At 35.4% G+C, this 14,386-nt stretch carries 6 protein-coding genes and 4 pseudogenes; all 10 read left to right on the top strand.

Annotated elements, in window-relative coordinates:
* Positions 1-37 precede the first annotated feature (37 nt).
* The 10 genes and pseudogenes from rplJ (at position 38) to rpsG (JAHGCCOI_RS02240) (ending at position 14,385) form a co-directional block, all read left to right on the top strand.
* Positions 38-547: a 50S ribosomal protein L10 gene (rplJ, locus tag JAHGCCOI_RS02285; RefSeq protein WP_227807382.1), complete on the top strand. Its 510-nt coding sequence runs from the start codon at positions 38-40 to the stop codon at positions 545-547.
* A gap of 44 nt (positions 548-591) precedes the next feature.
* On the top strand, positions 592-969 hold the full coding sequence (gene rplL, locus JAHGCCOI_RS02280) for a 50S ribosomal protein L7/L12 (protein ID WP_042067771.1): 378 nt from the start codon (positions 592-594) through the stop codon (positions 967-969).
* A 169-nt stretch (positions 970-1,138) separates the two neighbouring features.
* The gene (rpoB, locus tag JAHGCCOI_RS02275; protein WP_479491894.1) at positions 1,139-4,960 is read left to right on the top strand and encodes a DNA-directed RNA polymerase subunit beta; all 3,822 of its coding nucleotides are present in this window, start codon (positions 1,139-1,141) and stop codon (positions 4,958-4,960) included.
* A gap of 2 nt (positions 4,961-4,962) precedes the next feature.
* On the top strand, positions 4,963-9,024 hold the full coding sequence (gene rpoC / locus JAHGCCOI_RS02270; RefSeq protein WP_479491893.1) for a DNA-directed RNA polymerase subunit beta': 4,062 nt from the start codon (positions 4,963-4,965) through the stop codon (positions 9,022-9,024).
* Between the two features lie 20 nt (positions 9,025-9,044).
* Positions 9,045-9,464: pseudogene (gene rpsL, locus JAHGCCOI_RS02265) on the top strand (30S ribosomal protein S12).
* 88 nt (positions 9,465-9,552) lie between these two features.
* Complete coding sequence (gene rpsG, locus JAHGCCOI_RS02260) at positions 9,553-10,035, top strand: 30S ribosomal protein S7 (protein WP_479491892.1); 483 nt, start codon at positions 9,553-9,555, stop codon at positions 10,033-10,035.
* Between the two features lie 24 nt (positions 10,036-10,059).
* A pseudogene (locus JAHGCCOI_RS02255) lies at positions 10,060-10,987 on the top strand (GTP-binding protein); the annotation flags it as partial.
* Positions 10,987-13,374 (top strand): annotated as a pseudogene (locus JAHGCCOI_RS02250) (DNA-directed RNA polymerase subunit beta'); the annotation flags it as partial. The pseudogenes JAHGCCOI_RS02255 and JAHGCCOI_RS02250, both read left to right, overlap by 1 nt.
* A 20-nt stretch (positions 13,375-13,394) precedes the next feature.
* Positions 13,395-13,814, top strand: a pseudogene (gene rpsL / locus JAHGCCOI_RS02245) (30S ribosomal protein S12).
* A gap of 88 nt (positions 13,815-13,902) precedes the next feature.
* Positions 13,903-14,385, top strand: coding sequence for a 30S ribosomal protein S7 (gene rpsG / locus JAHGCCOI_RS02240; protein WP_479491892.1), 483 nt, complete (start codon positions 13,903-13,905; stop codon positions 14,383-14,385).
* The last annotated feature ends 1 nt before the right edge of the window (position 14,386 follow it).

The following is a 14,386-nucleotide window of genomic DNA, read 5'->3' as shown; positions in this document are numbered from 1 at the left end:
AAGATCAAAATTTTGAAGGAAGGGAAAGGGCATAATCATGATAAAACCTCAGTTAGCCAAAAAAATAGATTCAGTTGCTGTTTTGAAAGAAAAAATTAGCACTGCCAAAACAGTTATTGTTTTTGAATATGCAAGCTTACCGGTAAGCTCTTTTATGCAACTGCGTCGTGAGTTAAAAAAAACTAGTTGTGAAGTAAAAGTATATCCCAAAAACATCATGCAAAGAGCTGTTACCAACGCCAAACAAGCTGATTTAGTTACCTTTTTAAAAGGAGCAAAAGCTTTAATTATTAGTCCCCAAGAATTATTAGAACCAATCAAAACGATTTATAATTTTGCTAAAAAAAATAAAGCAATTAAAATAGTTTCTGGCATCGTGGAACAAAAAATTGTCTCCTTGCAAGAAATAAACACCTTAGCTACTTTGCCTTCAAAAGAACAAATGTTAGCGCTTTTAGCTGCTTCAATGTTTGCACCTTTGCAACATTTAGCAATTTGTCTAAATATGTTAGTACAAACCAAAGAACAAGAAAACCCCCAACAATAAACAATTAATTTATGAATGAAAAGATTATAACAAAGGAGATTGACATGGCTAAGTTAACGAAAGAAGCTTTTGTATCGGCTTTAAAAGAAATGTCTTTATTAGAGATTAAAGAATTATTAGATGGTTTGAAAGAAGAGTTTGGAATTGACCCAACTGCTTTAGCAGTTGCAGCTCCTGGAGCAAATAATGCAGCTGAAGTAGAAGAAAAAACCGAATTCACAGTAGTTATGAAAAGTTTTGATGAAAAAAAGAAACTTGCTGTTATCAAAACAGTGCGCGAAGTAACAGGATTAGGCTTGCTAGATGCTGCTAATTTTGTTAAAGTTCCTGACTCTAAAGTAAAAGAAAATGTTTCCAAAGCTTTAGCAGAAGATATCAAAAACAAGTTAGAACAAGCTGGAGCTGTTGTTGAACTTCAATAAATTATTATCTTGTAAGTAATATAAAAACCTGAGTTTTCTCAGGTTTTTTAGTCTTGCATTGTTTTTATTTTTATACCCCACCCCCAAAACCCAAAAATCGCAAAGACACAATTAAAAATAAAGATTTTGGCAAAACAAACTACCAATTAATAATTTATAGGAGCATAAGATGGGTTATCATAATGTCAAATATGGCAAAAAAGCACAACGTCGTAATTATTCTAAAACAATTTATGATGTTGATTTGCCCAATTTAATTGAAATTCAAAACCAATCTTTTGATTGGTTTTTAAAACACGGTATTAAAGAATTGTTGCAGGATTTTTGTCCTATTGAAAGTTATAATGGGGATTTAAAAATTCACTTTGATGATTATTTTTTAGCACCCCCAAAATATAGCATTGAAGAAACTAAAATTAAAGATATAAGTTATGTTGCCCAATTATTTGTCAAAACTACTTTAGAAAATGTTTTAACTGGCGAAACTAAACAAAGCAATATTTTACTTACTGAATTGCCTCTAATGACTCCCACTGGGACTTTTGTTATCAACGGTACTGAAAGAGTAGTAGTTTCTCAAATTGTACGTTCCGCTAGCGTGTATTTTGCAGGCAATTTTGACAGCAAACTCAACAGAACCACTTATTCTGGACAAGTAATTCCTTCACGTGGTGCTTGGATTGAATACGAAGAAGGCTCTAAAGAAATTTTGTATGCCAAACTAGATCGTTCCAAAAAAATCCCCTTGTCTAATTTTATTTATGCTCTAGGTTTTGACAGCAAAGAAGCAATCGAAAATGTCTTTGGCAAAAGCGCTATCCTTGATTCTGTTTTTGATAAAGAAACTGATATGGACTCAGACAATGCTTTGGTAGAACTGTATTCTAAAATCCGTCAAGGCGAAAAAGTTCCTGTTGACACTGCTAGAGATTTTATCAGAACAAGACTTTTTGATCAAAAAAAATACGACCTGGCTAAAGTGGGAAGATACAAATTTAACAAAAAACTAGACGTTCTTACCCGAGCTGAAAACACTTATTTAGCTTGTGATTTTGTCAATCCCGAAACTCAAGAAATAATAATTGCACAAGACGAACTTTTAACCAAAGAAAAAATTGCAATCCTGAAACAAAATCGTCATTTTTTGCTCCAAGAAATCTTCGACGTTAAACATAATTTAGAAAACGAAACTGATGAAGAGATTTTAGCATATAAAAAAAACCCCCAAAAAAACGAATTATTCACCAAAACTAACATCATCAACTCTCGCACTGGTGAAGTTTTAGTAGCTAAAGATACTTTAGTTAACGACGATATTATCAATCATTTAAGACACAATATTCACACTCTTGATGAAAAAGTATCTAAATTTTTCTTAGGAACTAAAGATATTTATCAAAAAGAAGCAGACCGTAAAGGAGTTTTTAACGAAATTTTAGAAGTCTATACTTCAAAAGACGAATCAGGCAAGCTATATCACAAAGTCAAACTTATTGGAAACGACCAAAGAGAAACCAAAAAACACATCACTTTATCAGATGTTATTGCAAGTATTAATTATTATTTGAATCTTTATGAAAACGTAGGCACTGTTGATGATATTGATCATTTAGGGAATCGTCGTTTAAGATTAATTGGAGAATTGTTAAAAAACCAATTCCGAATTGGTCTTACCAGAGCTGAAAAAAATATCAAAGATATGATTTCCACTAGCAAATTAAGCGAAGTTAACGGTCCAGGCGACCTAGTTAATTTTACTTTTTTAATGAGTGTAATCAAAACTTTTTTCACAAGTTCACGCTTATCGCAATTCATGGATCAAATCAATCCTTTAGCAGAATTAACCCAAAAAAGAAGGGTATCAGCTTTAGGTATCGGAGGAATTAATCGTGATCGTGCAGGCATTGAAGTGCGCGACGTGCACAATTCCCACTACGGCAGATTATGCCCCATTGAAACTCCTGAAGGACCTTCCATCGGACTTATCACATCCCTTTCCACTTATGCCAAAGTCAATAAGTGCGGTTTTATCCAAACTCCTTTCTTTAAGGTTTTGCACCAAGACGGGAAAACTACCCTTTCGCGCCACATAGATTATTTAACAGCTGACCAAGAAAAAGAAGAAATTATTGCCTCAGCTGGGTTTGTTTTGGATGCCAATAATGCTTTTAAAGACAAAAAAATAATTGCTCGTAGCAACGGTGAAACAGGCATTTTTGAAAGAAGCCAAATAACATATGCTGACGTTTCTCCTAAACAAATTGTCTCTGTTGCAACTTCTTCGATCCCCTTTTTAGAACACAACGACGCTTCCAGAGCTTTAATGGGAGCCAACATGCAACGTCAAGCAGTCCCTTTATTAATCCCTGAATCTCCTATTGTAGGAACAGGTGTTGAATATCGCGCTGCCAAAGACTCAGGTTGCTTAATTATTGCCCGCGAATCAGGATTTGTTACTTATGTTGATGCTCAAAAAATAATTATCACTAAAAAACCCAACCAAAATGTTTCATTAAATGGCAAAACCCTTTACGATACTACCCAAGAATTTACCTACGCCCAAGCCAAGGCTTTATACGAGAACAACTACAAAGAACACCAAGCCGAATACACCCTCATCAATTTTGCCAAATCCAACCAAGACACTTTAGTATTGCAAAAACCGATTGTAGTTTTGGGAGAACAAATCAATGCAGGCGATATTTTAGTAAGTGGACCTTCTACATCTCAAGGCGAATTAGCACTTGGCAGAAATGTTACAGTGGCTTTTATGACTTGGGAAGGTTATAACTATGAAGATGCCATCATTATGTCAGAAGAATTAGTCAAACACGATGTCTACACTTCAATCCACATTGATAAATACGAAGTTCAAACTAGAGAATTAAAAAAAGGTAGCGGTCAAGAAGAAATCACTAGAGAAGTTCCCAACGTGGGCGCTGATGCTATTAAAAACCTTGACGAAAGAGGAATTATTATTCCTGGTTCCGAAGTTAAAGAAGGAGATATTTTAGTAGGTAAAATAACTCCTCAAGGAAACATTGAACCTTCTCCTTCTGAAAAATTAATTCAAATTGTAATTGGTGAAAAAGCCCGCGAATACAAAGACTCTTCTTTAAGGGTTCCTTTTGGTGAAGGGGGGATCGTTCAAAGTGTTCATTATTTCTCCAGAAAAAACGGTGATGTTCTTCCTGCTGGTGTCAACGAAAACATCCGTGTTTTCATCGCTAAAAAACGTAAAATCAACGAAGGCGACAAAATGGCAGGACGCCACGGAAACAAAGGTGTAATTTCTCGCATCTTACCTAAAGAAGACCTTCCTTATATGGCAGACGGCACCCCAATTGATATCATGTTAAATCCTTTAGGAGTTCCTAGTAGGATGAACATTGGACAAATTTTAGAAATCCATTTAGGAATGGCTGCCAAAAAATTAGGCATCAAAGTGGCAACTCCTGTTTTTGACGGCGTTAATGACTACGACCTTAAAGAAATCATGAAAGAAGCTAATTTAGATCCTGATGGCAAAATGGTTTTATATGACGGACGCACCGGCGAACCTTATGACAGTCGTATTTCTGTAGGAGTTATGTATATGGTTAAATTATCTCACATGGTAGATGACAAACTCCATGCCAGAAACGTAGGACCATACACTTTAGTGACCCAACAACCTATGGGAGGAAAAGTCCAAAACGGTGGACAACGCTTCGGTGAAATGGAAGTATGGGCGCTTTATGCTTATGGAGCTGCTCATACCTTACAAGAAATTTTAACAGTTAAAAGTGACGATATTGTAGGTAGAAACAAAACTTACAGTGCCATCGTGCAAGGAACTCCACTGCCTAAACCAAGCATTCCTGAAAGTTTCCGAGTTTTCATTAAAGAATTGCAATCTTTAGGATTGTATGTAGAACTAATCAAAACCGATACTAAAGAAAATGAAGTTAATAAATCCTTAATTGATTACAAAAAGGAAGGTTATAATTAAAGATGAGTGATAACAGATTATTTACTTCAGTAGAAACTTTAAATCTTTCATCTCAAGTTTTAGAAAAATTAAAACTTTCTGGAATCAATATTTTGGAAGATTTTAACACTTTTACTTTAGAAGAGTTAAGGCTTTTACTGCAAGAAGCTTTTTTAGAAGTTTTACCTATCCTCAAAAACTTCGCCCTACCTCGCAATTTACAAAATCTAGATTTGAGTGAAGCCGTTATTAACATTCTTACTGAACTAGGAATGGAAGATTTTCAAGATCTTTTACAAACTAAAATGGCTGTCCTTACAAAAGCATTTGAAACCAATCCCCTTGCTTTTCAAAAATTAAACGACCTATTTAAGTTATACAACCACTTCCCTTCTATTTCATCTGACAAAGAATACGGTAGTAGAGATTATGATTATTTTAAAATCCGTCTAGCTGCTCCTGAAGAAATCAGACAGTGGTCTTATGGTGAGGTTACTAGCTACGAAACAATTAACTATCGCACCTATAAACCAGAGATATCAGGATTATTTTGTCAAAAGATTTTTGGTCCAGTAGTTGATTTCCAATGTGCTTGTTCTAAAAAACAAGTCAACATCAAAAGTCAATTTTGTAACAAATGTGGAGTTGAATTTACCGAAACCAAAGTGCGTCGTGAAAGAATGGGACACATCGAATTACAAACCCCCATCGTCCACACTTGGTACCTTAACTCTTCTCCCAGCCGTTTAGCTATTCTTTTAAACATCAAAACTAAACAATTAGAAGAAATAGTTTATTATGTTTCTTACGTTGTAATTGATCCTGGAAAAACCGAATTCAAACCTAAAGAAATTATTACAGAAACCCAATACAGTGAAGCTCTTTATGAATTTGGAAACGCTTTTGTAGCTTTAACAGGTGCCGAAGCGGTTAAAAAATTACTAGAAAATCTCAATTTAGAAAAAACTATCAAAGTCCTTCGCAAATCTTTATCGGAAAATTCCAAACAAAAAAGAGAAAACATTATTAAAAGACTAGAAATCATCGAATCTTTTCATCAATCAGACAACAAACCTGAATGGATGGTAATGGATGTTATTCCTGTATTGCCTCCGGGATTAAGACCGATGGTTCCTTTAGATGGTGGTCGTTTTGCCACTACTGAAGTCAACGATCTTTACCGCCGCATCCTTAATCGCAACAATCGTTTAAAAAAACAAATGCTCCAAAAAGCTCCTCGTTTAATCATTAAAAATGAAAAAAGAATGCTACAAGAAGCAGTTGATGCTTTATTTGATAATGCCAAAACTAGCAAAAAAAACGTTAACAACGTCGAAAAAAATCGCCCGCTTAAATCTTTATCCGAAATGCTACGCGGTAAACAAGGGCGTTTCCGTCAAAATCTTTTAGGTAAAAGAGTGGATTATTCGGGACGATCCGTAATTATTGTAGGTCCTGATTTAGAAATGCACCAATGCGGTGTGCCTCGTGAAATGGCAATTATTTTGTTCAAACCTTTCATTTTGAAAAAACTACAAGAAACCAAAGGCATTGACAAAAAAAACGCCAACACCATTTATGAAAAAATGAATGAAGAAGTTTGGAACGCCTTAGAAGAAGTAGTCAAAGAACACCCGGTCCTTTTAAACCGTGCCCCAACACTACACCGTTTAGGAATTCAAGCTTTTGATCCTAAATTAATTGACGGTAAAGCCATTCGCCTCCACCCTTTAGTTACGCCTGCCTTTAATGCCGATTTTGATGGCGACCAGATGGCAATTTATGTCCCTCTTTCTTTAGAAGCCCAAGCCGAAGCACGCTTATTGATGCTTGTTTCGAACAACATTTTAGACCCTAAAAATGGTAATCCAGTAGTAACACCTTCCCAAGATATGGTTTTAGGAAACTACTATTTAACCATTGAAGAAAAAAAAGATCGCACTATAAACAGCTATGATGCTGCCCAAAGAACTGCAGAACACCAATACAAACATCGCAATGAAGGAGCTTTTTTTGCTGACATCAACGAAGCCAAAACCGCTTATCAAAATAAAGAAATCCACCTTCACACAAGAATTTTTATCAAACCACAAGCAATTAATTTATCATTTACCGAAGAACAACGTCAAAAATATTTAATGACTACTTTAGGAAAATTAATTTTTAATGACATTTTGCCTCCAAGTTTCCCCTACATTAACGAACCAACTCAGTTTAATTTGGATGTCAAAACCCCTGATGCTTATTTTTTAGCTCCAGGAACCAACCCCAAACAATTCCTAAAAAAACTTCCCACCCCTAAACCTTTTAACAAAAAATTCCTATCTATGATTATTGCATGTTTTTTCAAACAAATGAAAATTACAGAAACTTCCAAAATGCTAGATCACATCAAAAACTTAGGTTTCAAGTATTCTACTATCGCAGGAATTACAGTTTCATTTGCAGACATCAATACTTACTCCAATAAACAAGAATTGTTACAAGAAGTAGAAGCCCGCAATATTCAAATTGAGACTTGGTACAACGATGGTTTTTTAACAGATGCCGAACGTCGTCGTTTAGTAATTAATGAATGGAAAACTATTCGTGATGAAATTCAAGAAGGCTTGATGAAAGAATTTCAACAAGACAACCACATTTTTATGATGAGCGAAAGTGGCGCACGTGGTAGTGTTTCTAACTTTACTCAATTAGCAGGGATGAGAGGGTTAATGAATAACCCTAAAGGTGAAATTATTGAAGTCCCTGTTAAAGCTTCTTTCCGAGAAGGTCTGAAAGTTTCTGAGTTTTTCATCTCTACTCACGGAGCCCGTAAAGGTTCAACTGACACTGCCCTCAAAACAGCCGAGTCAGGTTATCTAACGCGTCGTTTAGTTGACGTAACTCAAGATATTGTTGTTATCAAAGAAGACTGCAATAGTGACCGCGGTTTTGTTGTAGAAGCTATGATTAGCGACGGCAAAGAAATTGTTTCCCTCAAACAACGCATTATGGGACGCTTTGCTAGTTGCGACATTTGTCATCCCAAAACCAACGCCCTTATTATAGCGCGCAATGAATTAATTACTGAGTCCAAAGCCCAAGAAGTTATTACTGCCAAAATTAAAAAAGTTCCTATTAGAAGCATTTTAACTTGTAATTGTGAATATGGTATTTGCGCCAAAGACTACGGCGTCAATCTAGCTACCAATAAATTAGTAGAAATTGGCGAAGCTGTTGGTGTTATTGCTGCTCAATCCATTGGGGAACCAGGAACTCAATTAACTATGAGAACTTTCCATACTGGAGGAGTTGCTTCTGCCTCAGATATTACTCAAGGTCTTCCAAGGATCGAAGAATTATTTGAAGTACGCAAACCTAAAGGAAAAGCGCTAATCAGCGAATTAAAAGGAAAAATCAAAAAAATTGATAAAATCCGTTCCCAAAATCCAGAAATTGTAATCACAGAAGAAAATGACCCTGACACAGAGCACCGTTATATTTTGGAACCTAATGTCGATATTTTAGTAAGTAAAAACAACAGTGTTTATCCCGGTCAAAAACTAACTTCTGGTTCGGTTGATCTAAAAGAACTTTTAAGAGTGGCAGGCACAACAGAGGCTCAAAAATACATCTTAGAAGAAGTACAAAAAGTTTATCGTGCCCAAAATGTTTATATCAGCGACAAACACATCGAAATTATTATTCACCAAATGTTTAAACAAATTTTAATTATTGATGAAGGTGATACTCAACTTTTACCTGGCACAGAAATTACTATTAATAACTTTAAAAAAGCTAATTTAAAAATGTTAGAAGAAAACAAACTTTTAGCAGTGGGGCGCCCCATTATTTTAGGAATTACCCGTTCTTCTTTAAGAAGTGATTCTTTACTGTCAGCTGCATCTTTCCAAGAAACTACTAAAATTCTAATCGATGCTGCCATCAAAGGAAAAACCGACCATCTTTACGGACTTAAAGAAAATGTTATTATTGGTGGCTTAATTCCTGCAGGAACAGGTATTTTAGAAACTACTTTATTTAAATATCCAAAAGAACCTGCAACCACTTCTGAACTTGCTGAAAAAACTAACCAAAATTAAAAAAAGAAAGGAAATAAAAAATGTCTACTGTTTCTCAATTAATCAAAAAACGTCGTAGCAGTAAAACTTCCAAAACTAAAGCACCTGCTCTAAGTTACGGTTTTAATGTTTTGCAAAAAAAAGCTAAATATTAAAGTTCTCCTCAAAAAATGGGTGTTTGTCTGCGTGTAACTACCATGACTCCAAAAAAACCAAACTCAGCTTTACGTAAATTTGCAAGAGTGCGCCTAAGTAATGGTTCTGAAGTAACTGCCTACATTCCAGGCGTGGGACACTCCTTACAAGAACATAGCTCTGTTTTAGTTCGTGGCGGACGCGTAAAAGACCTTCCTGGTGTTCGTTATCATATCGTTCGTGGTGCTCTAGATGCTACTGGTGTTGCTAACCGCAAACAAGGGCGTTCTAAGTACGGCTCTAAATTACCTAAAGAAAAAAAATAATTACAATTACAAAGAATAAAAAATAAATAATAAAAAAATCACAAATCCCTAAAAAAATAAATAAAATAAAGAAAGTAGGTGAATTTTTGTGTCCCGTAAAGGTCATATTAAAAAAAGAGATGTACAGCCAGATCCTGTTTACAATTCTAAATTAGTTACTAAAATCATTAACATCATTATGGAAGACGGCAAAAAAGGCAAAGCTCAAACTATTTTTTATCAAGCTTTAAAACAAGTAAAAACTATCACTAACCGCGAGCCTATTGAAGTTTTTCATGAAGCCCTAAACAATATTATGCCTGTATTAGAAGTACGCATGCGTCGTTTGGGTGGTCAAAATTACCAAGTGCCTTCCGAAGTTCGTCCCGAAAGACGCCAGTCTTTAGGATTAAGATGGATTGTTAAATACACTGTTAAATACACTAAAGAAAGCAATGAAAAAACAATGGAAGAAAGACTTACCAAAGAAATAGTAGATGCTTCTTTAGGTAACGGAGTATTAGTTAAAAAAAGAGAAGAAACGCATCGCATGGCAGAAGCTAATAAAGCCTTTGCTCATTATCGTTGGTGATTGTAACTTATAGGAGAATAAAAGATGGCACGTCAGTTTTCATTAGAAAAAACTCGTAATATTGGCATTATTGCTCATATTGATGCAGGAAAAACCACCACTACAGAAAGAATTTTGTTCCACACCGGAAAAATTCATAAAATCGGAGAAACCCATGATGGCGCTTCTCAGATGGATTGGATGGAACAAGAACAAGAAAGAGGAATCACTATCACCTTCTGCTGCTACTACTGCTTTTTGGAAAGATCACCGTATCAATATTATTGATACTCCCGGACACGTTGATTTTACGGTGGAAGTTTCGCGCTCTCTTAGAGTTTTGGATGGAGCAGTAACAGTTATTGATGCTCAGGCAGGAGTAGAACCACAAACTGAAACTGTTTGGCGCCAAGCTAGTGAATATAAAGTCCCAAGAGTTATTTTTGTTAACAAAATGGATAAAGTAGGCGCTGATTTTGCTTATGCAATTGAAACCCTTAAACAACGCTTAGGAGTTCATGCAAGCGCTATTCAATGGCCAATTGGCTCAGAAAATGACTTTAATGGTATCATTGATTTAGTAGAAATGAATGCTTTTGAATATGATAACACTTCCCCAGAAACAGGAAAAGTAGTTCCTATTCCTAGCGATTTAGAATCAATTACCCAAACTAAAAGAAACGAATTAATAGAAACTTTATCTACCCTAGACGAAGAATTAATGATGTATTATTTAGAAGAAAAACCAATCTCTTCTGAAATGTTGAAAAATTCCATTAGAAAAGCAACCTTACAAGCTTCCTTTTTCCCAGTTCTTTGTGGTTCTTCTTTCAAAAATAAGGGTGTTGTTAAAATGTTAGACGCTATTGTTGACTACCTTCCTGCTCCTTGTGATGTTGCAGCTATTGTTGGTTTTGATTCTGACAACCAAGAAATTGTGCGCACCGGATTAGATGAAGAACCCTTCACAGCTTAATTGACGGTAAAGCCATTCGCCTCCACCCTTTAGTTACGCCTGCCTTTAATGCCGATTTTGATGGCGACCAGATGGCAATTTATGTCCCTCTTTCTTTAGAAGCCCAAGCCGAAGCACGCTTATTGATGCTTGTTTCGAACAACATTTTAGACCCTAAAAATGGTAATCCAGTAGTAACACCTTCCCAAGATATGGTTTTAGGAAACTACTATTTAACCATTGAAGAAAAAAAAGATCGCACTATAAACAGCTATGATGCTGCCCAAAGAACTGCAGAACACCAATACAAACATCGCAATGAAGGAGCTTTTTTTGCTGACATCAACGAAGCCAAAACCGCTTATCAAAATAAAGAAATCCACCTTCACACAAGAATTTTTATCAAACCACAAGCAATTAATTTATCATTTACCGAAGAACAACGTCAAAAATATTTAATGACTACTTTAGGAAAATTAATTTTTAATGACATTTTGCCTCCAAGTTTCCCCTACATTAACGAACCAACTCAGTTTAATTTGGATGTCAAAACCCCTGATGCTTATTTTTTAGCTCCAGGAACCAACCCCAAACAATTCCTAAAAAAACTTCCCACCCCTAAACCTTTTAACAAAAAATTCCTATCTATGATTATTGCATGTTTTTTCAAACAAATGAAAATTACAGAAACTTCCAAAATGCTAGATCACATCAAAAACTTAGGTTTCAAGTATTCTACTATCGCAGGAATTACAGTTTCATTTGCAGACATCAATACTTACTCCAATAAACAAGAATTGTTACAAGAAGTAGAAGCCCGCAATATTCAAATTGAGACTTGGTACAACGATGGTTTTTTAACAGATGCCGAACGTCGTCGTTTAGTAATTAATGAATGGAAAACTATTCGTGATGAAATTCAAGAAGGCTTGATGAAAGAATTTCAACAAGACAACCACATTTTTATGATGAGCGAAAGTGGCGCACGTGGTAGTGTTTCTAACTTTACTCAATTAGCAGGGATGAGAGGGTTAATGAATAACCCTAAAGGTGAAATTATTGAAGTCCCTGTTAAAGCTTCTTTCCGAGAAGGTCTGAAAGTTTCTGAGTTTTTCATCTCTACTCACGGAGCCCGTAAAGGTTCAACTGACACTGCCCTCAAAACAGCCGAGTCAGGTTATCTAACGCGTCGTTTAGTTGACGTAACTCAAGATATTGTTGTTATCAAAGAAGACTGCAATAGTGACCGCGGTTTTGTTGTAGAAGCTATGATTAGCGACGGCAAAGAAATTGTTTCCCTCAAACAACGCATTATGGGACGCTTTGCTAGTTGCGACATTTGTCATCCCAAAACCAACGCCCTTATTATAGCGCGCAATGAATTAATTACTGAGTCCAAAGCCCAAGAAGTTATTACTGCCAAAATTAAAAAAGTTCCTATTAGAAGCATTTTAACTTGTAATTGTGAATATGGTATTTGCGCCAAAGACTACGGCGTCAATCTAGCTACCAATAAATTAGTAGAAATTGGCGAAGCTGTTGGTGTTATTGCTGCTCAATCCATTGGGGAACCAGGAACTCAATTAACTATGAGAACTTTCCATACTGGAGGAGTTGCTTCTGCCTCAGATATTACTCAAGGTCTTCCAAGGATCGAAGAATTATTTGAAGTACGCAAACCTAAAGGAAAAGCGCTAATCAGCGAATTAAAAGGAAAAATCAAAAAAATTGATAAAATCCGTTCCCAAAATCCAGAAATTGTAATCACAGAAGAAAATGACCCTGACACAGAGCACCGTTATATTTTGGAACCTAATGTCGATATTTTAGTAAGTAAAAACAACAGTGTTTATCCCGGTCAAAAACTAACTTCTGGTTCGGTTGATCTAAAAGAACTTTTAAGAGTGGCAGGCACAACAGAGGCTCAAAAATACATCTTAGAAGAAGTACAAAAAGTTTATCGTGCCCAAAATGTTTATATCAGCGACAAACACATCGAAATTATTATTCACCAAATGTTTAAACAAATTTTAATTATTGATGAAGGTGATACTCAACTTTTACCTGGCACAGAAATTACTATTAATAACTTTAAAAAAGCTAATTTAAAAATGTTAGAAGAAAACAAACTTTTAGCAGTGGGGCGCCCCATTATTTTAGGAATTACCCGTTCTTCTTTAAGAAGTGATTCTTTACTGTCAGCTGCATCTTTCCAAGAAACTACTAAAATTCTAATCGATGCTGCCATCAAAGGAAAAACCGACCATCTTTACGGACTTAAAGAAAATGTTATTATTGGTGGCTTAATTCCTGCAGGAACAGGTATTTTAGAAACTACTTTATTTAAATATCCAAAAGAACCTGCAACCACTTCTGAACTTGCTGAAAAAACTAACCAAAATTAAAAAAAGAAAGGAAATAAAAAATGTCTACTGTTTCTCAATTAATCAAAAAACGTCGTAGCAGTAAAACTTCCAAAACTAAAGCACCTGCTCTAAGTTACGGTTTTAATGTTTTGCAAAAAAAAGCTAAATATTAAAGTTCTCCTCAAAAAATGGGTGTTTGTCTGCGTGTAACTACCATGACTCCAAAAAAACCAAACTCAGCTTTACGTAAATTTGCAAGAGTGCGCCTAAGTAATGGTTCTGAAGTAACTGCCTACATTCCAGGCGTGGGACACTCCTTACAAGAACATAGCTCTGTTTTAGTTCGTGGCGGACGCGTAAAAGACCTTCCTGGTGTTCGTTATCATATCGTTCGTGGTGCTCTAGATGCTACTGGTGTTGCTAACCGCAAACAAGGGCGTTCTAAGTACGGCTCTAAATTACCTAAAGAAAAAAAATAATTACAATTACAAAGAATAAAAAATAAATAATAAAAAAATCACAAATCCCTAAAAAAATAAATAAAATAAAGAAAGTAGGTGAATTTTTGTGTCCCGTAAAGGTCATATTAAAAAAAGAGATGTACAGCCAGATCCTGTTTACAATTCTAAATTAGTTACTAAAATCATTAACATCATTATGGAAGACGGCAAAAAAGGCAAAGCTCAAACTATTTTTTATCAAGCTTTAAAACAAGTAAAAACTATCACTAACCGCGAGCCTATTGAAGTTTTTCATGAAGCCCTAAACAATATTATGCCTGTATTAGAAGTACGCATGCGTCGTTTGGGTGGTCAAAATTACCAAGTGCCTTCCGAAGTTCGTCCCGAAAGACGCCAGTCTTTAGGATTAAGATGGATTGTTAAATACACTGTTAAATACACTAAAGAAAGCAATGAAAAAACAATGGAAGAAAGACTTACCAAAGAAATAGTAGATGCTTCTTTAGGTAACGGAGTATTAGTTAAAAAAAGAGAAGAAACGCATCGCATGGCAGAAGCTAATAAAGCCTTTGCTCATTATCGTTGGTGAT

The organism is Mulberry dwarf phytoplasma, from assembly GCF_056504655.1.
The sequence above is the reverse complement of the archived record's forward strand: the minus strand, read 5'-3'. Positions and strand labels throughout refer to the sequence as shown.

Excerpts from the sequence above, each read along its gene's own strand:
- rplL (WP_042067771.1), top strand. The coding sequence starts at position 592 with ATGGCTAAGTTAACGAAAGAAGCTTTTGTATCGGCTTTAAAAGAAATG.
- rpoC (WP_479491893.1), top strand. The coding sequence starts at position 4,963 with ATGAGTGATAACAGATTATTTACTTCAGTAGAAACTTTAAATCTTTCA.
- rpoB (WP_479491894.1), top strand. The coding sequence starts at position 1,139 with ATGGGTTATCATAATGTCAAATATGGCAAAAAAGCACAACGTCGTAAT.
- rplJ (WP_227807382.1), top strand. The coding sequence starts at position 38 with ATGATAAAACCTCAGTTAGCCAAAAAAATAGATTCAGTTGCTGTTTTG.